Source organism: Cupriavidus sp. CuC1 (genome assembly GCF_044627735.1).
GTDB classification, from domain to species: Bacteria; Pseudomonadota; Gammaproteobacteria; order Burkholderiales; family Burkholderiaceae; genus Cupriavidus; species Cupriavidus ulmosensis.
Window position 1 is genome coordinate 67715 of record NZ_JBIUHC010000017.1, and the last position, 19800, is coordinate 87514.

18 protein-coding genes are annotated in these 19800 nt (G+C 65.7%); 5 read left to right on the forward strand and 13 right to left on the reverse strand.

Annotated features, from left to right (window positions below):
- Positions 1–120: 120 nt before the first annotated feature.
- Positions 121–756: a ferritin-like domain-containing protein gene (locus ACGLHR_RS10190; RefSeq protein ID WP_400093618.1), complete on the reverse strand. Its 636-nt coding sequence runs from the start codon at positions 754–756 to the stop codon at positions 121–123.
- A 224-nt stretch (positions 757–980) separates the two neighbouring features.
- Between ACGLHR_RS10190 and ACGLHR_RS10195 the strand changes: the two genes are divergently transcribed.
- The 3 genes from ACGLHR_RS10195 to argH all read left to right on the forward strand — a co-directional run bounded on the left by ACGLHR_RS10195 (position 981) and on the right by argH (position 3872).
- Entirely contained in the window at positions 981–1583 is a 603-nt protein-coding gene (locus ACGLHR_RS10195) for a sigma-70 family RNA polymerase sigma factor (protein WP_400093619.1), read from the forward strand.
- Positions 1580–2326, forward strand: a complete 747-nt coding sequence (locus tag ACGLHR_RS10200) for an anti-sigma factor domain-containing protein (RefSeq protein WP_267604078.1) — start codon at positions 1580–1582, stop codon at positions 2324–2326. Before ACGLHR_RS10195 ends, ACGLHR_RS10200 begins: the two co-directional genes overlap by 4 nt.
- 136 nt (positions 2327–2462) lie before the next feature.
- The gene (argH, locus tag ACGLHR_RS10205) at positions 2463–3872 is read left to right on the forward strand and encodes an argininosuccinate lyase (RefSeq protein ID WP_006160535.1); all 1410 of its coding nucleotides are present in this window, start codon (positions 2463–2465) and stop codon (positions 3870–3872) included.
- Between the two features lie 60 nt (positions 3873–3932).
- Here argH and ACGLHR_RS10210 read toward each other — a convergent pair whose 3' ends face one another.
- Entirely contained in the window at positions 3933–5375 is a 1443-nt protein-coding gene (locus ACGLHR_RS10210; RefSeq protein WP_400093620.1) for an RNA-guided endonuclease InsQ/TnpB family protein, read from the reverse strand.
- 305 nt (positions 5376–5680) lie between these two features.
- Between ACGLHR_RS10210 and ACGLHR_RS10215 the strand changes: the two genes are divergently transcribed.
- Together ACGLHR_RS10215 and ACGLHR_RS10220 are read left to right on the forward strand one after the other, a co-directional pair.
- Positions 5681–6223 carry a TRAP transporter small permease subunit gene (locus ACGLHR_RS10215; RefSeq protein ID WP_183036609.1) on the forward strand — a complete coding sequence of 181 codons (543 nt, stop codon included), beginning with the start codon at positions 5681–5683 and terminating at the stop codon, positions 6221–6223.
- The gene (locus ACGLHR_RS10220) at positions 6220–7962 is read left to right on the forward strand and encodes a TRAP transporter large permease subunit (protein WP_400093622.1); all 1743 of its coding nucleotides are present in this window, start codon (positions 6220–6222) and stop codon (positions 7960–7962) included. The genes ACGLHR_RS10215 and ACGLHR_RS10220 overlap by 4 nt, the downstream gene beginning before the upstream one ends.
- A gap of 87 nt (positions 7963–8049) precedes the next feature.
- Here the strand turns inward: ACGLHR_RS10220 and ACGLHR_RS10225 are convergent, their stop codons facing one another.
- The 11 genes from ACGLHR_RS10225 to ACGLHR_RS10275 all read right to left on the reverse strand — a co-directional run bounded on the left by ACGLHR_RS10225 (position 8050) and on the right by ACGLHR_RS10275 (position 19742).
- Positions 8050–9030, reverse strand: a complete 981-nt coding sequence (locus ACGLHR_RS10225; RefSeq protein WP_400093623.1) for a quinone oxidoreductase family protein — start codon at positions 9028–9030, stop codon at positions 8050–8052.
- A 144-nt stretch (positions 9031–9174) separates the two neighbouring features.
- Positions 9175–11439 carry an arginine/lysine/ornithine decarboxylase gene (locus tag ACGLHR_RS10230; RefSeq protein ID WP_267604082.1) on the reverse strand — a complete coding sequence of 755 codons (2265 nt, stop codon included), beginning with the start codon at positions 11437–11439 and terminating at the stop codon, positions 9175–9177.
- A gap of 142 nt (positions 11440–11581) precedes the next feature.
- Complete coding sequence (gene dcd / locus ACGLHR_RS10235; RefSeq protein WP_017230746.1) at positions 11582–12148, reverse strand: dCTP deaminase; 567 nt, start codon at positions 12146–12148, stop codon at positions 11582–11584.
- A 191-nt stretch (positions 12149–12339) separates the two neighbouring features.
- Entirely contained in the window at positions 12340–13170 is an 831-nt protein-coding gene (locus ACGLHR_RS10240; RefSeq protein ID WP_267604083.1) for a formate dehydrogenase accessory sulfurtransferase FdhD, read from the reverse strand.
- A gap of 62 nt (positions 13171–13232) precedes the next feature.
- Positions 13233–13772, reverse strand: coding sequence for a superoxide dismutase family protein (locus ACGLHR_RS10245; RefSeq protein WP_400093625.1), 540 nt, complete (start codon positions 13770–13772; stop codon positions 13233–13235).
- 13 nt (positions 13773–13785) lie between these two features.
- On the reverse strand, positions 13786–14187 hold the full coding sequence (locus tag ACGLHR_RS10250; RefSeq protein ID WP_400093627.1) for a hypothetical protein: 402 nt from the start codon (positions 14185–14187) through the stop codon (positions 13786–13788).
- A 36-nt stretch (positions 14188–14223) separates the two neighbouring features.
- Entirely contained in the window at positions 14224–15438 is a 1215-nt protein-coding gene (locus ACGLHR_RS10255; protein WP_400093628.1) for a formate dehydrogenase subunit gamma, read from the reverse strand.
- A gap of 52 nt (positions 15439–15490) precedes the next feature.
- Positions 15491–15724 (reverse strand): hypothetical protein, encoded by a 234-nt coding sequence (locus ACGLHR_RS10260; protein WP_318231892.1) that lies wholly within the window; start codon positions 15722–15724, stop codon positions 15491–15493.
- Positions 15721–16386: a formate dehydrogenase FDH3 subunit beta gene (gene fdh3B / locus ACGLHR_RS10265; protein WP_318231893.1), complete on the reverse strand. Its 666-nt coding sequence runs from the start codon at positions 16384–16386 to the stop codon at positions 15721–15723. Before fdh3B ends, ACGLHR_RS10260 begins: the two co-directional genes overlap by 4 nt.
- 59 nt (positions 16387–16445) lie before the next feature.
- Positions 16446–19469: a molybdopterin-dependent oxidoreductase gene (locus ACGLHR_RS10270; RefSeq protein ID WP_400093629.1), complete on the reverse strand. Its 3024-nt coding sequence runs from the start codon at positions 19467–19469 to the stop codon at positions 16446–16448.
- 57 nt (positions 19470–19526) lie between these two features.
- Entirely contained in the window at positions 19527–19742 is a 216-nt protein-coding gene (locus ACGLHR_RS10275; RefSeq protein ID WP_267604089.1) for a formate dehydrogenase, read from the reverse strand.
- Between the last annotated feature and the right edge of the window lie 58 nt (positions 19743–19800).

Sequence of the window (19800 nt, forward strand, 5' to 3'; positions counted from 1 at the left end):
GGCTGGCACCATGGCGGGAGAACCCGCCCGGCCGGTGGGCCGGACGGCGCAGAGCGTTGCTCGCTAACTGTCCATATCGGCCGGCCCGGCGGAAACGGTAGTCATGCCGGGTATCCGGCTTCAGCCCACGAACGCACCCGGCACCGGGTCTTCGCCGAGGACCGAGAGCAGGATGGCCCAATGCATCGCCTCATCTCCCAAGATGCTGCCAGCCGCCTTGGTCAACTCGCGGTTATGGAAATTCGGCAACACGCCCAGGTAGGCCGCGGTGGCCCCTTTCTCCAGCCCCGCGGCAAAGCGCAGCACATCGGCCTGCGTCTTGAGCTGGTCGGTCGGGAAGCTGTACTCGGCCGGCTTCTTCGCCATGACCGGACTGCCGCCCAGCTTGGACACCGTGCCCGCCAACACTTGCGCGTGCGCCTTGTGATGCGTCTGGAACTTGACCGCGGTATCCAGCACCGGCTTTTGCAGCAGGCCGCTTTCCGCGCCCACCTGATAAGCCGCGATGGCCTGGTACTCCAGCCCTAGGGCCACGTTGAGAATCGCGATGTCGTCCTTAGTGCTGCCGGACTGGACCTGCGCCCAGGCGGGCATCGACTCGCCCAGGCTCATCACCGCCAGCGATCCCAGCGCGAATAGCCCGGGGACTTTGAGCAGGCCGCGCCGGCGCGCGTCCGGTGCAACAAGGATGCGGCTGTTCGTGTCCTCGACGGCCTGACGCTCCGTCTGCGCGGGCCTCGACTGCATGCGTTCCATGGTGTTCTCCTGTAGTGAGGTAGATGGCGCCTTGCCGGGACTGCACGGGGCTGCGTTGGGCTGCAGCGCGGCGGCAATGGCGGCGCCTGTCCCATCTACGCGCCGGTCTGCCGATCGGATGCAGCGAACAGCGTGATGCCGCACGCATGCCAGGCCCAAGCCATGCCTATAATCCGGACACGTCACTTGCCTCTATTGCCTCTGCCTACCACGGATCCGCAACGGTGCCCTCCTCCGCCGACTCTTCCTTTGCCCCCAGGCCGGCCGACGCCGACCGGCTAGCGGCGTTGCTTCAGGGCGCGGCAATGGGCGACCGGCAGGCCTTGCGCCAGCTCTATGATCAAACCGCGACGAAACTGTTTGGGCTCGCGCTGCGTATCACCAACAGGCACGATTGGGCGGAGGATGTGGTGCAAGAGAGTTTCGTCAGCATCTGGCATCACGCCGGCGATTACCGGCCGCACCTGGCGGCCCCGATGACCTGGATGACCGCCATCGTGCGCAACCGGGCGCTGGACTGCCTGCGCCGGCAGGCGGCCGCGCGTGCCAGCCAGACGGTGGAACTGGACGACACACTCGGCGAGTGGCTGGCCGACGACGCGGCCGGCCCGGCGGAACTGGCGCTGGCCAGCCAGGAGGCGCGGGCGCTGAACCAGTGCCTGCAGCGGCTTGAGCAACCGCAGCGGCAAGCGATCTCGCTGGCTTACCTGAAGGACATGAGCCATAGCGAGTTGTCCGAGCAATTGCAGGTGCCGCTCGGCACCATCAAGTCATGGATACGGCGCGGGCTGGAACGCCTGCGCACGTGCCTGGAAAGCCTGTCATGAACCTCGGCCGCCACCCCGACCTGATCGACCGCCTCGCCGCGCAATACGCGCTGGGCGTGTTGCGCGGGGGCGCGCGCCGCCGGCTGGAGACGCTGGCGCGCGAGGAACCCGCGATCCGCGCCGCCATCAGCCACTGGCAGGCCCGGCTGGCCGGCCTTGCCGAGCTCCAGCCCGCCTCGGCGCCGGTGGAAAAGGTGTGGTGCGGCATCGAGCAGCGGCTGGGCTGGCAGGCCATGGATAAGGCAAACGCCGCCGGCACTACCGGCGCGGCACCCGCGGGCTGGTGGCAACGCTTGTGGGCTGCCCCCGGCTTCTGGCGCGGCGCCACCATGGCAACAGCGGTGCTGGCAGCCGTCGCGATCGGCCTGAACGTGCGGATGGCCCGCCAGCTGGACACAGCCCCACTGGTCAACGCAGTGGCGGTGCTCAACGACGATCATGCCCAGGCCGCCGTGCTTGTGACGTGGGATGCACGCTCGCAGGCACTCACGCTGCGTCGCCTGGATCACTTGCCGCTGAACGACGCGCAGGCGCTGCAGCTTTGGGCGCTGCCGGCCGGCGGCAAGCCGCAGTCGCTGGGCGTGATCGGGCACCAGCGCCACTTGCGCCTGGCGGTTGCCCAGACTCTGGGCAAGGTGCCGGCACTGGCGATCAGCGTGGAGCCGCGCGGTGGCTCGCCCGATCCCAACGGCCCCACGGGGCCAGTGGTATTCAAGGGCCAGGTCATCGACAACACCTTATAGGCAAGGCTGGGAGGCCCGCCGACGCCCGCTAGCGTCTGCGAGGCGCCCGGCAGCGATATAATTGCAGTTTCCCCGATTTTTCTCGTTCGCCCCGCGGCCTGCCGCCGGCTTGCGAGCTAACCCAGCCTTACCGCCCATGACCTCCCAACTTGCCAAGAAAGGCGAAGCCTGGTCCGCCCGCTTCTCCGAACCGATGTCCGACCTGGTGAAGCGCTACACCGCTTCGGTGTTCTTCGACAAGCGCCTGGCTCTCTTCGACATCCAGGGTTCGCTGGCGCACGCCGCCATGCTGGCCAAGCAGGGAATCATCGCCGAGGCCGACCGCGCCGAGATCGAGCGCGGCATGACGCAGATCCGTGGCGAGATCGAGGCCGGCGGCTTCGAGTGGAAGCTCGACCTGGAAGATGTCCACCTGAATATCGAAGCACGCCTGACCGCGCTGGTCGGCGACGCCGGCAAGCGCCTGCACACCGGCCGCTCGCGCAACGACCAGGTCGCGACAGATATCCGCCTGTGGCTGCGCAGCGAGATCGACACCATCATCGGCCTGCTGGGCGCGCTGCGTGGCGCGCTGCTGGATCTGGCCGAGAAGAATGCCGATACCATCCTGCCGGGCTTCACCCACCTGCAGGTGGCACAGCCGGTCACCTTCGGCCATCACCTGCTGGCCTACGTGGAAATGTTCACGCGCGACGCCGAGCGCATGGCCGACTGCCGCCGCCGCGTCAACCGCCTGCCGCTGGGCGCCGCCGCGCTCGCCGGCACCAGCTACCCGATCGATCGTGAGTTCGTGGCGCAGCAGCTGGGCTTCGATGGCGTATGCCGCAACTCGCTGGACGCCGTCTCCGACCGCGACTTCGCCATCGAGTTCTGCGCCGCCGCCGCGCTGGTGATGACCCACATCTCGCGCTTCTCCGAGGAACTGGTGATCTGGATGAGCCCGCGCGTGGGCTTCATCGACATCGCCGACCGCTTCTGCACCGGCAGCTCGATCATGCCGCAGAAGAAGAACCCCGACGTGCCCGAGCTGGCGCGCGGCAAGACCGGCCGCGTCAACGGCCACCTGATCGGCCTGCTGACCCTGATGAAGGGCCAGCCGCTGGCCTACAACAAGGACAACCAGGAAGACAAGGAGCCGCTGTTCGACACGGTCGACACCGTGGCCGACACGCTGCGCATCTTCGCCGACATGGTGCCGGGCATTTCGGTCAAGCCGGATGCCATGCGTGCCGCCGCGCTGCAAGGCTATGCCACCGCCACCGACCTGGCCGATTACCTGGTCAAGCACGGCCTGCCCTTCCGCGATGCCCACGAAGCCGTGGCCCACGCGGTGCGCGCCTGCGACGACCGCCGCTGCGACCTGGCCGACCTCACCGTGGCCGAGCTGCGTGAAGTCACCGGCCTGGGCGACAAGGCCGCGCTGATCGGCGACGACGTGCACGCGGTGCTGACGCTGGAAGGCTCGGTCGCGGCACGCAACCATATCGGCGGCACCGCGCCGGCGCAGGTTCGCGCGGCCATTGCTGCGGCGCGCGCCACGCTTTAAACGCAAGCTGCGGATTAAATGCAGCGCAGCATGCCGATGTAAGTATGAATACTCCCGCCGCTAAAGCCTTCGGCTTGTAGCAGGGGTTTCCGGGTTCGGCGACTCATGCACCGTGCGGTTGCCCGCCCGGTGTCTTACTCGAGTCTCCCTCGGCGTAGAGGTCCCTTCGGACCCCGGTTCGGAGCATCCCGCCCCTACCTTGTTTCTGAGGCGCATCGTCTTCTTCTTGCCCTTGGCCGAGAACTCGCCCGACCGGACCAGTGCCACGCCACGATCGCGAATCACCTCGCTCGCATTGTGGTCGGCGTTGGCACGGAAGTCGCAGCGTTGACAGACAAACGCAGCCTGCGATGGCCGGTTGTCCGGGTGGGTGTGGCCGCACCGGCTACACTCCTGCGAACTGTGATGCGGCGGCACGGTGACGACGAGCTTGTTTCGTCGCAGCGCCTTGTATTGTGCGAGCGTGAGCGTCCTGCCCCAGGCGCTCGCCAGAATTTTGCTGTTGAGTCCCGCCTTGGCGCGAGCCTGGTTCTTGAGCCACTTGCCCGACTCGTCCCGCTTGGCCTTTGGCCGTGCGCTCATCGCCTTGACGCGCAGATTTTCGAACACCACCAGCCGCGTTTCCTCGCCTGTTACCAGGCGGTAACTGGTCTGATGCGCGAAGTCCTGCCGCACGTTCTTGGCATAGTGTTGGCACCGCGCGGCGCGGTACTTGGCCTTGCGCCATCCCGATGAGCCTTTGGTCCGGCGCGCCATCCGGCGCTGCCACCGCTGGCGGGCGCGCTCCTTCTTTTCCATCCGTTGCTGCTGGGCGCGGCTCAGGGCGGCTGTCTGCCCGGTGCTAGCGTACACGGGCACCGTAATGCCACGATCCACGCCTACCGCCGCAGCGCGCAGATCGGCTTCGGACCAGGTCGCCAGCTCCGCTGCGATCTCTTCCTGCGTCACCGCCGGCAGCCCATCGTCGACGCTGAAGGCGACGTACCATCGCCCGGCGTCGACGGTCAGCGTAATGCTAGCCGGCATCGTGTGAGGCCGGTGAGCGGTATAGGGGATGCCGCCCACCGGGAACTTGCCCTTGCCGACGTGCAGGCGATAGCGTGTCTCGCCGGTCGGCGTGTCGGCAATCGGTTGGAACGAGAATAACTCGCTCGTGAGCCAGATCGATTGTGGGCCGCTCCTGCGCTGAATCGTTGGACGTCCACCCAGCTTCTGGAAGAACCGGCTGTATGCCTGCTTCCAGCGTACCGCGCCATTGCGCAGCACCTGTGATGGGACTTCGGACAGCCAGGGCGTTAGCTCCGCGTTCTTGTAACGCGCGTATTCCTGGTCAATCGGAGGATGTTGCCCCGCCAAGGCCAACGTCTTGCGCTGGAATGACCGGTAATATCGATCCTCACCAACTTTCGCGTTGTAGATGAAGCGCTGGCAACCAATCCAGCGCAGCAGAATGGCTTGCTGCGCTGGCGTGGGGTAACAGCGGAATCGGTAGCCGGTTTGCATGCGACAACTTTAACAGCAGAAAAGCCGCCCGCAACCATAGCTTGGCGCAAAGGCAGCCTCGCGGCTGCCGCCGACTTGACCCCCTCCTGAGCCTACCGGCCCTAGGAGGGGGTGGAATGCGTCGGCAAAGGATTGTTCACGTAAGTTTTGTTTTGCGAGAAAGCCGCCAGGGCGCATCCCTGGCGGCTTTTTTTATTTACTTCCTGCTTTTTTGATTTTTGCGCAATGCGGTAGGTATTAGCCCCAAGCGCCGAAGCATTTTGTTACAGATAAACTAATTGCCGCAAAAACAGGGGAGACAACCCATGTATTACTTGCTTGGTCTGTCACGACAGATCGACAGGTTGAATCAGCACACGGGCAGGCTTGCAAACATCATGATCCTGCTGTCGTGCCTGATCAGCGCAGGCAACGCCCTGCTGCGTTACGGCTTCAACCTTAGCGACAACTGGCCGCTCGAGCTGCAGTGGTATATGTTCGCCATCGCGGTGATGTTCGGCGCCTCCTACACCTTCCAGCGCAACGAGCATGTGCGCGTGGACCTGATCTACGGCAACGTATCGGAGCGCGCGCAACACTGGATCGACATCTTCGGGATCATCTTCTTCCTGCTGCCTTCGTGCGTGCTGTTTGCCTGGCTGTCATGGGATTCTCTGTTCCTGCCCTCGTGGCGCATCCTCGAGCAATCCGGTAACTCCGGCGGCCTGCCGCGTTACCCGATCAAGCTGGTGGTGCCCCTCGGCTTTGTCCTGCTGGGTCTGCAGGGCGTGTCCGAGCTGATCAAGCGCATTGCCGCCCTCAAGGGCCTGGTGCGCATCGAATCGAAATACGAGAGGCCAGTGCAATGATTCCATTGGAATATATGCCGCCGCTGATGTTCGGCGGCCTGGTGGTATTCATGCTGATCGGTTTTCCGGTCGCATTTTCGCTGTCCGCGGTGGGCCTTGCCTTCGGCATCCTGGCCATCCAGTTTGGCTACTTCCCGGTCAGCTTCCTGCAGGCGGTGCCCAGCCGCGTGTTCGGCAGCGTGCTGGCCAACGAGCTGCTGCTCGCCATCCCGTTCTTCACCTTCATGGGGGCGATACTGGAGAAATGCGGGCTGGCCGAGGACATGCTGGACTCCATGGGCCAGTTGTTCGGCCCGGTGCGCGGCGGCCTGGGCTATTCGGTGATCATCGTGGGCTTCATCCTTGGTGCCATTACCGGCACCGTGGCGGCGCAGGTGATCGCGATGGCGATGATCTCGCTGCCGGTGATGATGCGCTACCGCTACAACATGAAGTACGCCACGGGCGTGCTGGCGGCGTCGGGCACCATCACGCAGCTGGTGCCGCCATCGCTGGTGCTGGTGGTGCTGGCCGACCAACTCAAGACGCCGATGGGCAGCGCCGACGTGGGCAGCATGTACCTGGGCGCCTGGGGCCCGTCGGTGATCCAGATCGCGCTGTTCGCGCTCTATACCTTCGTGCTGGCCCGCGTCAAGCCTGACTGGCTGCCGCCGGTGCCGGTGGAGGAGCGCACGCTACGCGGCTGGCCGCTGTGGCGCAAGTGCCTGCGCGGCATCATTCCCTGCGCGGTGCTGATCTTCCTGGTGCTGGGCACCATCATGCTGGGCATCGCCACGCCGACCGAGTCCGGCGCCATGGGCGCGGTCGGCGCGCTGGTGCTGGCGGTGCTGCGCGACCCCGGCTTCGGCAAGCTCGACCGCACCGTCTACCGCATCGGCCTTGCCGCCACGGGCGTGGCCATCATCGCCGGCACCGTCGCGTTCGGCTCGCATGCCTTCCGCATTCCGCTGGCGGTGGTCTACCTTGTGATCATGTGGCTGCTGCTGCGCGCCGGGCAACTGACCGAGCTGCGCGGGCTGATCATCGAGGCTTACCAGTCCACGGCCCGCATCACCGCCATGGTGGTGTTCATCCTGATCGGCTCCACCTGCTTCTCGGTGGTGTTCCAGGGCGTGGATGGCGGTGCCTGGGTGGAGCACATGTTCACCTCGCTGCCCGGCGGCTGGATCGGCTTCCTGCTGGTGGTCAACCTGTTCATCTTCTTCCTCGCCTTCTTCCTGGACTTCTTCGAGATCGCGTTCATCGTGGTCCCGATGCTCGCCCCCGTGGCGGTCAAGGTGCTGGCGCCGGTGGTCGCCGACTCGATGGGCGGCAATCCGGAAGCGGCAGCCACCGCGGCGCTGGTGTGGTTCGGCGTGATGCTGTGCGTGAACATGCAGACCTCCTTCATGCACCCGCCCTTCGGCTTCGCGCTGTTCTACCTGCGCGGCATTGCGCCCAAGGAAGTGAAGAGCTCCGACATCTACTGGGGCGCGCTGCCCTGGGTTGGCCTGCAGCTGATCATGGTCGCGCTGGTGATGTTCTGGCCGGGCATGGTGACGATGTTCCTCGACAAGGGCTCGTTGCACCATACCAATGCGGCGGAGGTCACGATTCCGCTGGGGGGTGAGAGCCCGGGCGGAGCGGCCTCGGTGCCAGCGCCTGGCGGGCGCAGTGGCGGTGGCACGCTGGAGCTGCCTTCGGCGCCAGCAGAGAGCGAACCCGCTACGCCGCAGTTTGAGTTCGACAAGAAGAAGTAGCAGGGACGACGGCCGGCGGCTCTGGTTGCATTGAAAAAGGCCTCGGAACCCGAGGCCTTTTTCCGTTTTCCGTGGTTGCTCCGGACGTCAAGGCAGCAGCAGAATAGCGCCCGTGGTCGCGCGCGCCTCGGCCACCCGATGCGCCTCGGCAACCTGGTCCAGCGGGAAGCGCGCGCCAATGGCCGCCCGGATCGCGCCCTGCCCGATCGCCTGGAACACGTCCGCCGCGTTGGCGCGGAACGTCTGCGGATCGGCGTTGTGCGGGAACACCGACGGTCGCGTCAGGAACAGGCAACCCTTCTTGCCGAGCAGTTCCGGCTCGAACGCCGGCACCGGGCCCGAGGCTGCGCCATAGAGCGCCACCAGCCCGAATGGCGCCGCGCAGTCCAGCGAGCCCATGAAGGTATGCTTGCCCACCGAGTCATAGACCACGCGCGCCTTGCGCCCGTCCGTGGCAGCAATCACCTGCTCCACCCAGTCCGCCTTCGAATAGTTGATGGCGACATCGCACCCCGCCGCGCGGGCCACTTCGCACTTCTCGGCCGAGCCGGCGGTACCGATCACGGTGGCGCCGAGCGCCTTGGCCCAGCTGCTGAGGATCTGCCCTACGCCGCCCGCGGCGGCGTGCACCAGTACGATGTCGCCGGCTTGCACGCGATGCGTCTTACGCACAAGGTATTGGGCGGTCATGGCCTTGAAGAAGATGGCCGCGGCGGTGAGGTCGTCAATGCTGTCGGGTAGCTTGACCAGCTTGTCGGCGGGCACATTGCGCCGGCTGGCATAGGCACCGATGCCCGCGTGCATGTAGACCACGCGATCGCCTTCGCGCAGGCCGGTCACGCCCTCGCCCACCGCTTCGACCACGCCGGCGGCCTCATGGCCCAGCCCGGTCGGCGACGGCAGCGGGTACTTGCCCGAGCGCTGGTAGACGTCGATGTAGTTGAAGCCGATGGCGGTCTGGCGCAACTGGACCTGACCGGCCGCCGGCGCGGGCAGCTCGGCACTCACCAGGCGCATCACTTCGGGGCCGCCGAACTCCGTCAATTCCACCACTCGTGCTGATGTCATTTCCACTCCGTCGAGGTTGAATAGATTTGTGAGCGCCACTCTATCGCAATCTCGCGCGACGCGTCGGCCGTGCGCAAGGCATGGGCGAGCGCAGAAAAAAGGCCTCGCACGCGCGAGGCCCTTTTTTCCTGCCGCCAGCCTGCGTTACTTCACGCAGTCGACGAAATACGCCTTGCCGCCACCTTCGACCTCTTCCTCGACCAGGCCGTGGATATCGGTCTCGAAGCCGGGGAACAGCTTGTTGAACTCGCGCGCGAACTTGAGGTACTGCACGATGATGCGGTTGAAGCGCTCGCCCGGGATCAGCAGCGGAATGCCCGGCGGGTACGGCGTGAGCAGGATGGCGGTGACGCGGCCTTCCAGCTCGTCAACGGCCACGCGCTCGATCTCGCGGTGCGCCATCATGGCCCATGCGTCCGACGGCTTCATCGCAGGTTCCATGTCGGACAGGTACATCTCGGTGGTCACGCGGGCCACGTCGTTGGCCTTGTAGACGCTGTGGATCGCGTCGCACAGGTCGCGCAGGCCGAGCTTCTCGTACTGCGGATGCTTGCCGACGAACTCCGGCAGCACGCGCCACAGCGGCTGGTTCTGGTCGTAGTCGTCCTTGAACTGTTGCAGCTCGGTCACCAGCGAGTTCCAGCGGCCCTTGGTGATGCCGATGGTAAACATGATGAAGAACGAGTACAGCCCGGTCTTCTCGATGATGATGCCGTGCTCGGCCAGGTACTTGGTGACGATGGCCGCGGGGATGCCGCGGTCGCTGAACTCGCCATCCACATCCAGGCCCGGGGTGATGATGGTGGCCTTGATCGGGTCGAGCAGGTTGAAGCCATCGGCCAGGTCGCCGAAACCGTGCCAGCGCTCGTTGGCCTTGAGCATCCACTCTTCGCGGTCGCCGATGTCGTCCTCGACCAGCGCCTCGGGGCCCCACACCTTGAACCACCAGTCGCCGTTGTTGCCGGCATCGTAGTCGCCTTCCACCTTGCGCATGGCGCGGCGGAAGTCCATCGCTTCCTGGATGCTTTCTTCCACCAGCGCGGTGCCGCCCGGGGCTTCCATCATCGCCGCCGCCACGTCGCACGAGGCGATGATCGAATACTGCGGGCTGGTGGACGTGTGCATCAGGTACGCCTCGTTGAACCGGTAGCGGTCCAGCTTGCGCGTGTCCGAATCCTGCACGAGGATCTGCGAGGCCTGCGACAAGCCGGCCAGCAGCTTGTGCGTGGATTGCGTGGCGAACACCAGCGCGTCCTTGCTGCGCGGGCGGTCTTTGCCGATCGCGTGCATGTTGTGATAGAAATCGTGGAATGCCGCGTGCGGCAGCCAGGCTTCATCGAAATGCAGCGTGTCGATCTCGGTGGCCAGCATCTCCTTGATCTGCTCGGCGTTGTACAGCACGCCGTCGTAGGTGCCCTGGGTGATGGTCAGGATGCGCGGCTTCTGGTTCTTGGCCTGGCTGGCAAACGGGTGCGCGGCAATCTTGCGGCGGATGGTCTCGGGATCGAACTCGCTCTTCGGGATCGGGCCGATGATGCCGTAGTGATTGCGCGTGGGCATCAGGAACACGGGGATCGCGCCCGTCATCATGATCGCGTGCAGGATCGACTTGTGGCAGTTGCGGTCCACCACCACGATGTCGCCCGGCGCCACGTTGGCATGCCACACCATCTTGTTCGAGGTGGACGTACCGTTGGTGACGAAATACATGTGGTCGGAGTTGAAGATGCGCGCGGCATTGCGCTCCGAGGCCGCCACCGGGCCGGTGTGGTCGAGCAGCTGGCCGAGTTCATCGACGGCGTTGCAGACGTCAGCGCGCAGCATGTTCTCGCCGAAGAACTGGTGGAACACCTGGCCGACCGGGCTCTTCAGGAACGCCACGCCGCCGGAGTGGCCGGGGCAGTGCCACGAGTAGGAGCTGTCCTGCGCGTAGGCGATCAGCGCCTTGAAGAACGGCGGCGCCAGCGAATCCAGGTAGACCCGGGCTTCGCGGATGATGTGGCGCGCGACGAATTCCGGCGTGTCCTCGAACATGTGGATGAAGCCGTGCAGCTCGCGCAGGATATCGTTGGGGATATGCCGCGAGGTACGCGTCTCGCCGTACAGGAAGATGGGCAGGTCGGTGTTGCGGCGACGCACTTCGTTGACGAAGGCGCGCAGCTTCTCGATGGCCGCCGCTTCGGGCCGGTCGTCTTCGCTGACGAACTCGTCGTCGTCGATCGACACGATGAACGAGGAGGCGCGGCTGGACTGCTGGGCGAAGGAGGTCAGGTCGCCATAGCTGGTCAGGCCCATCACCTCCATGCCTTCTTGCTCGATGGCCTGCGCCAGCGCGCGGATGCCCGAGCCGGAAATGTTCTCGGAGCGGAAGTCTTCATCGATGATGATGACGGGGAAGCGGAATTTCATGTGGCATCCTTGGACGGCTAGAAGGACTTGAGCCACATGGCCCGGGGACTCATCCCCCTGGGTCGGCATGTGGCTCGACGTTCAGGCTTGGCGCGCGGCCCCGGGGTTCCCCGTAACGCCGCAACGCGCGCATTGTATGCGATCAGGTCTTCGGCAGTGTGACACCCTGCTGGCCCTGGTACTTGCCACCGCGATCGCGGTAGGAAGTCTCGCAGATTTCGTCGCTCTCGAAGAACAGCACCTGGGCGCAGCCTTCGCCAGCGTAGATCTTGGCAGGCAGCGGCGTGGTGTTGGAAAACTCCAGCGTCACGTAGCCTTCCCACTCCGGTTCGAACGGCGTCACGTTGACGATGATGCCGCAGCGCGCATAGGTGCTCTTGCCCAGGCAGATGGTCAGCACGCTGCGCGGGATGCGGAAATACTCCATCGTGCGGGCCAGCGCGAAGGAGTTCGGCGGGATGATGCAGACATCGCCCTTGAAATCGACAAAGGACTTCTCGTCGAAGTTCTTCGGATCGACGATGGTGCTGTTGATATTGGTGAAGATCTTGAATTCGTCGGCGCAGCGGATGTCGTAGCCGTAGCTCGAGGTGCCGTACGAAACGATCTTGCGGCCGTCTTCCTCCCGTACCTGGCCGGGCTCGAAGGGCTCGATCATGCCGTGCTGTTCCGCCATGCGGCGGATCCACTTATCGGATTTGATGCTCATAGGGGTATCGGGATGAACAAATGAGGGCAGGCTCGGGCGCGGTCCATGCTGACCGGGAACGCTGCTCGCATTTGCTCACAGGGGCGCCGGACCTGCCGGGGCCTTGCGATGGGCCGCATTGTACAACCAAAATCCGGCATCCCCGCCGAAATGGCAGCCCTGCGCCAGGACAGGCGATCCGCCGCGTGGCTTCAGGCCGTGGCTGGCTCGGGCAACTGGTGGCGGAAGCGTTCGCGGCCGGTATAGAGCAGGAAGTGCCGCCCGGTGCACCGGGCAAAGAGAGCCAGGTTGACGCGCTGGGCCATCTGGTAGCCCATCTGCGTGACACCCGAGCGCGACAGCAGGAAGGGGATGCCCATCTGGGCGCCCTTGATCACCATCTCCGAGGTCAGCCGCCCGGTGGTGTAGAACACCTTGTCGGCGCCGCTCATGCCTTCCAGCCACATCAGGCCCGCGATGGCATCCACGGCGTTGTGCCGGCCCACATCCTCGATGAACATCAGCAGCTCGCGCCCGCGGAACAGCGCGCAGCCATGCACGGAGCCGGCCTGCTTGTAGACCGACTGCTGCAGCCGGATGGTATCGACGATGCCGTAGAGCGTTTCCTGGTCCAGGGTAGCGTCGAGCGGCAACCGGATGTTGTCGACTTCGTCCAGCAGCGAGCCAAACACGGTGCCCTGGCCGCAGCCGGTGGTCACCACCCGGCGCGCCGTGCGCTCCTCGATGCGGTCCACGCCCGTGCGGGTCGTGACGGCGGCGGATTCGGTCTCCCAGTCGACCTGGATCGCGGCGATATCCTCGACCGACTCGACCAGGCGCTGGTTGCGCAGGTAACCCAGCACCAGGGCCTCGGGCGCCCCGCCCAGCGTCATCAGCGTTACCAGCTCGCGCTTGTCGAGGTAGACCGTCAGCGGGCGCTCGCCGGGCAGGAAGGCCTGCCGCACGCGCCCTTGCTCGTCGACCACCTCGACCTCTTCGATCAGGGGAACGGACGCGTGGGTCATTTCGGGGCGCAGGGGCATGGGATGGAGAAGGTGAATGGCGGCCGCGCACCGGACGCCGCCGGCCCGCGCTGCCCCGTCCGTCAGGACTTGGCGATCACGCCGCAGGCGATGCGGCCGCCGGAGTTGCCGGTGGGCTGGGTCTTGTAGTCGTCCGGATCCTTGTGGACGACCACGGCGCGGCCCACCACGCTGGTGGGGCCGGGGGCCACGGTCACGCCGGTCAGCTCGAAGCTGGCCTGGGCGCGCCCGGTGGCGTCGGCCTTGAGGTTGTTGATATCGCCGGCATGGTGGTCGGGCATCGACATCGAGCCGTGCGGCTTTCCGGTCGGGTTGAAGTGGCCGCCCGCGCTCATGGCGTCGGGGGCCGAGCAGTCTCCCGTCTCGTGCACGTGGAAGCCGTGCTCGGTATTGGGCGGCAGGCCGGTTACGTCAGCCTTGACCAGCACCGTGGCGCCACGTTGGGTGAAGGTGATGCTGCCCTGCGTCGCGGTGCCGCTCCTGGACGCCAGCGCGGCGACCGCGGTATCGGAACTGCCCGTCCCCATACCCCCGCAGCCGGCCAGAGTGCCTGCCAGGGTGCCCGCTACCGCCAGACCGAAAAGTACACGTACATGCTTCATGCCGAATCTCCTCTCACGGTGATGTCCGGGGCGATTGTACCGCTCCCGTGCCCGGCGCTGCGGCCGGTTTGTGATCCGAAGGCGCGGCGATAGGTGCGGTGGAAGGCCCTCCCGCAATGCTTGCGGCGCCTTGCGCGGCCGGCGCTTGCGCCACGAACGGGCCCGGATCGACGCACGGCGCACCCGTGGCAGCCGCTGGCACCTCCTTGCCTTTGGCTTTCATGTCGCTGTAGTAGCGCGCCGCCACCTTGTCTTGCGCTCGGCAAAGCTGATAAGCGGCCACCTTGTCGGCCCAGCCGGCACGCGCCTTGGCCTCGTCGGCTTTGAGCTTTTGCGCCTCGCTGGGCGGCGGCAGCTTGGCCAGGGCGCCCGTGGTGCCAAGGGCCAGGGCGAGCACCAGCAGGATGCGGTTCATGGATCGGGCTCCTCGTTGGGGAATGGCCGTGCGCGCTCAGACTTCGCCCGGGCTGGCCCGGCCGCCGGCGCGTCTGCCGGGTTCTGGCTCGGCCGCGCGCTGCACCGGGATCTTGCCGGACTTGATATCGTCGTACCAGAGCTCGTGGTGCTCCTTGGCCCAGGCTTCGTCGACCCAGCCGTCGCGCATGGCGCGGTAGGCCCCTTCCATGCCGATGGTGCCCATGTAGATATGGCCGCAGGCCATGGCGATCATCAGCACTGCCGCTATGCCATGGATCACGTTGGCGATCTGCATGGTGGCGCGGTAGAAATCCATGCCGGGCACGATCATGTCGAGCACCCAGCCGGAGGCGGACAGGATCAGGCCGAACAGCACCAGCCCGCCCCAGAACCAGGCCTTCTCGCCGGCATTGAAGCGCCCGCTGGGCACATGCTTGCCGGAAACCAGCCCGCCCACCTTGGTGATCCACTGCCAGTCCTCGCGGGCGGGCAGGTTGTCGCGCACGAAGAGTACAAAGCCGACGATCACCGCCAGGGTGAAGACCGGCCCGACGATGTTGTGCACGTTCTTCAGCAGGTAGGTCAGCCAGCCGAACAGCGTGTGGCCCATCAGCGGCAACAGGAAATGCTTGCCGAACAGCATGACGATGCCCGACACCGCCAGTGTCACGAAGGCGATCGCCATGGTCCAGTGCACCATGCGCTCCAGCGGCGTAAAACGCTGGATCATGCGCCCGGTGCGCGGTGTCTTGAGGGGAATGGTGCCACGCCAGAAAAAGAAGGCCAGGATCGCCGCAGGCACCAGCACCACCAGCCAGCCGCCCCAGACCGTGATCACGCCGTTGCGAAACAGCCGCCACCGCTGGCCGGTGCGCTGGATCAGCACGCCGGCTTCCTTGGCGGGCAGGCTGCTGTAGTGCGCCTGGTCGGAATTGGCTTCGCGCCAGACCGGCGCGTTATTGCCGGGCTGCGACTGCGTGCGCGCCTGCTGGGACTGCGCCTCGGCGGCGATGTCGCGGCGCGGCACGTTGAAGATGTTCTCCGAGGCGATGCCCGCAAAGGGCTGCGCCGGGTGCGTGGCCGGATTGTTGGCATCGGCGGGCGCGCCGGCGGCCTGTGCGGCGGATGCGCCGCCCGGGGACGGCGCTTGGGCCTGGGCCTGCGCGGCCCCGAGCGGCGCCAGCATGGCCAGCGCGCAGGCCACCCCCGCCAAGTAGCGGAACCAGCCAGGATTGAGCGTCGGCTTCATATGCCCTCCATCGGGTCGGCCAGGGTTGGCCCCGGGGTGCGCGGCGCCGGGGTCATGGCGTGCGGTTGTATTCGTTCTGTTTCTGGTTGCGCTCGCGGATCTGGTTCTGCCAGCTGGTCTTGTCGCCTGGCGTCCAGCCCTTGGCTACGAAGGGATCGCCCGGCGCGCCTTCGTAGGCCGGCGCGTCGGATTTCTTATGCGCCGCCGTGGCGGTCTGGGCGCGCTCGCCGCACGCGGCCAGCGCGGTGCAGCCGGCGGCCAGCAAGATCAGCAGCAGGCGGGTCATGATGGTTGCGCTCCTGAAGCGGGTGGCGCGGCGGCCGGCGCCGCGGGCGCAGCCGTGGCGCCTTGCGCGGCTCCCTTGTTGCCGTAGGCCGTGCCCCAGCCGAACACATCGCCGCCCTTGCCGCGCTTGATCACGCGGTTGCGCAGGATGTCGGCAATCACGTCACCGTCCCCGCCCAGCAGCGCCTTGGTCGAGCACATTTCCGCACACAGCGGCAACTTGCCTTCGGCCAGCCGGTTGCGGCCGTATTTCTCGAATTCTTCGTCGCTGCCGTTTTTCTCCGGCCCGCCGGCGCAGAAGGTGCACTTGTCCATCTTGCCGCGCACGCCGAAGGTCCCGGCGCTGGGGAACTGGGGCGCGCCGAACGGGCAGGCGTAGGAGCAGTAGCCGCAGCCGATGCAGACGTCCTTGTCGTGCAGCACCACGCCGTCTTCGGTGCGGTAGAAGCAATCGACCGGGCAAACCGCCATGCAGGGCGCGTCCGAGCAGTGCATGCAGGCCACCGAGATTGATTTCTCGGCGCCGACGATGCCGTCGTTGATGGTCACCACGCGGCGCCGGTTGACGCCCCACGGCACCTCGTGCTCGTTCTTGCAGGCGGTGACGCAGCTATTGCACTCGATGCAACGCTCGGCGTCACAGATGAATTTCATGCGTGCCATGGTCGTTCCTTGCCCTTGATCTCACACTGTCTCTGCATCAGGTCTGCATCAGGTCTGCATCAGGCGAACCGTTCGATCTGGCAGATCGTGGTCTTGGTTTCCTGCATCATCGTCACCGCGTCATAGCCGTAGGTGGTGGCCGTGTTGACGGCCTCGCCGCGCACGATCGGCATCGCGCCCTCCGGGTAGTAATCCTTGAGGTCCTTGCCCTGCCACCAGCCCGAGAAGTGGAACGGGATAAAGGCGGTATCCACGCCGACGCGCTCGGTCACCAGGGCGCGCACCTTGATGTGCGCGCCGGTGGGCGTCCTGACCCAGCAGAAGTCGCCGTTGCGGATGCCGCGATCGGAGGCCGCACGCGGGTTGATCTCGACGAAGTTCTCCTGCTGCAACTCGGCCAGCCACGGGTTGGACCGCGTTTCCTCGCCCCCGCCCTCGTATTCGACCAGGCGGCCAGAGGTGAGGATGATCGGGAATTTCTCGTAGAGCTTGTTCTCGATGTTGCGCTGCTGCAGCGATTTGTATAGCGTGGGCAACCGCCAGAACGCCATCTTGTCGTCGTGCGTGGGGTACTTGGCAACCATGTCTGGCCGGATGGAATACAGCGGCTCGCGGTGCTGCGGGATCGGGTCGGGGAAGTTCCACACCACGGCGCGGGCCTTGGCATTGCCAAAGGGATGGCAGCCATGGTTCTTCATCACCACGCGCTGGATGCCGCCGGACAAGTCCGTCTTCCAGTTCTTGCCCTCGGCCTTCTGCTTCTCGGCGTCCGTCAACTCATCCCACCAGCCCAGCTTTTTCAGCAGCACGTGATCGAACTCGGGATAGCCGGTGGTAATATCCGCGCCCTTCGAGTACGAGCCGTCCTCGGCCAGCAGGCTGACGCCGTCACGCTCCACGCCGAAGTTGGCGCGGAAGTTGCCGCCGCCGTCCATCACGTGGCGGCTGGTGTCGTACAGGTTGGGCGAGCCCGGGTGCTTGAGTTCCGGCGTGCCATAGCACGGCCACGGCAGGCCGAAGTAATCGCCTGTCAGGTCGTAGCCGGTCAACGGATCCTTGCCGCCGAGGCAGCGCAGCGTGCGCACGTCGAACTTCTCCATATTGCGCATATGGGACTTGAGCCGCTCAGGAGATTGCCCGGTGTAGCCGATGGTCCAGTTGCTGGCGTTGATCTCGCGCAGGATGGACTCGGGCTCGGGCTCCATCCAGGTACGGCCCGCGCGCTTGACCTCCAGCAGCTTGTAGTTCTTCGACAGCTCCTTGCCAAAGCCCAGGCGCTCCGCGAAGGCCTGCATGATGGTGTGGTCCGGCATCGATTCGAACAGCGGCTCGATCACCTTCTCGCGCCATTGCAGCGAGCGGTTGGAAGCCGTGCAGGTGCCGGAGGTCTCGAACTGCGTGCAGGCCGGCAGCAGGTAGACCGCGCGCTTCGGGTTGATGGTGTCGCCCTGCGCCGGCGGCATGTTGGCCATTGCCGCGGTGGCCGACGGATAAGGGTCGATCACCACCAGCAGGTCGAGCTTGTCCAGCGCCTTCTTCATCTCCAGGCCGCGCGTCTGCGAGTTGGGCGCGTGGCCCCAGAAGAACACGCCGCGGACGTTGTTGTCCTGGTCGATCAGCTCAGGCTTCTCGGTAACGATATCGATCCAGCGCGACACCGTGGTCCCGGACTTTTCCATCATCGCCTGAGAGGCGTATTGCTTCTTGATCCATTCGTAGTCGACACCCCACACCGCGGCATAGTGCTTCCACGCGCCGGTGGCGAGACCGTAGTAGCCTGGCAGCGAGTCAGGGTTGGGGCCCACGTCGGTAGCGCCCTGCACGTTGTCGTGGCCGCGGAAGATGTTGGCGCCGCCGCCCGACACGCCAATATTGCCCAGCGCCAGCTGCACGATGCAGGAGGCGCGCACGATGGCGTTGCCGATGGTGTGCTGGGTCTGGCCCATGCACCACACCAGCGTGCTGGGGCGGTTCTTGGCCATGATCTCGGCGACCATGTAGACCTCGGCCTCGGGCACGCCGCAGACTTCCTCCACCTTGTCCGGCGTCCACTTGGCGAGAACCTCCTCCTTGACCTTGTCCATGCCGTAGACGCGGTCGTTCAGGAACTTCTGGTCTTCCCAGCCGTTCTTGAAGATGTGGTACAGCATGCCGAACAGGAAGGCGATGTCGGTGCCCGAGCGGACCCGCACGTAATGGTCGGACTTGGCTGCCGTGCGGGTGTAACGCGGATCGACCACGATCACCTTGCAGCCGTTTTCCTTGGCGTGCAGCAGGTGCAGCATCGAAACCGGGTGCGCCTCGGCCGCGTTGGAGCCGATATACAGCGCCGCGCGGGCGTTCTGCATATCGTTGTACGAGTTGGTCATCGCACCGTAGCCCCAGGTATTGGCCACGCCGGCCACCGTGGTGGAGTGGCAGATACGTGCCTGGTGGTCGGTGTTGTTGGTGCCGAAGAACGACACCCACTTGCGCAGCAGGTAGGAGCCCTCATTGCTGTGCTTGGAGGAGCCGACGAAGAACATCGAATCCGGGCCGGTCTGCTGGCGGATCTCCTTCATCCTGGCGGTGATCTCGTCGAGCGCCTGGTCCCAGCTGATGCGCTGGTACTTGCCGTTTACCAGCTTCATCGGGTACTTCAGGCGGTACTCGCCGTGGCCGTGCTCGCGCAGCGCGGCGCCCTTGGCGCAGTGCGCGCCCATGTTGATCGGCGAATCGAAGACCGGCTCCTGGCGGATCCACACGCCGTTCTGCACCACCGCATCCACCGCGCAGCCCACCGAACAATGGCCGCAGACGGTGCGGCGCACCACGATATTGTTCTTGCCCTCGCCGCCGCTCGCGGCGCTCCCTGCATCTGCGGCATCCGCCCGGCGTAATAGCATCAACTGCGAGGCCGCCAGCCCCGCGCCTACCCCGATACCGGAACGCTTGAGGAAGCTGCGGCGGTCCATGGTGGGCATCGCGCCGGCCAGGCCGGCGGCCAGGCGCTCGGAGAGCCGGCCGGTGGCATGCCCGGCCACCGTGCTAGCCAGTTGCGAAGATGCGCTACCCTGCGCCGCGCGTTTGCGGGTCAAGATCATGTATCACCCCTGGATGGAAACGAGGTCAAGCGAGGCGCGCGGCAGGCGCGACGCGGCTCACACCAGCGTTGTCCGGTAGTACTTGCGAATATGTTCGGTAACCCGGTAGCCGTCGTTGTCGCTGGGCGTGACATCCGGAATGGCCGAGGTTATGGCCGCATTGGGCACGGCGGGACCGCGCGAGGTCAGCGCGGCGGCGGCGCCGGCAGCGGCAACGACACCTGCGCCGGCAAGGAAAGTACGGCGTGCGACCCTGTGCTGCTCGTCCTTCATGGGAACTCCTTGGCAAAGAGAGACCAGTTGCCAAACAAGTTATGTAGTCTTTTGCTTA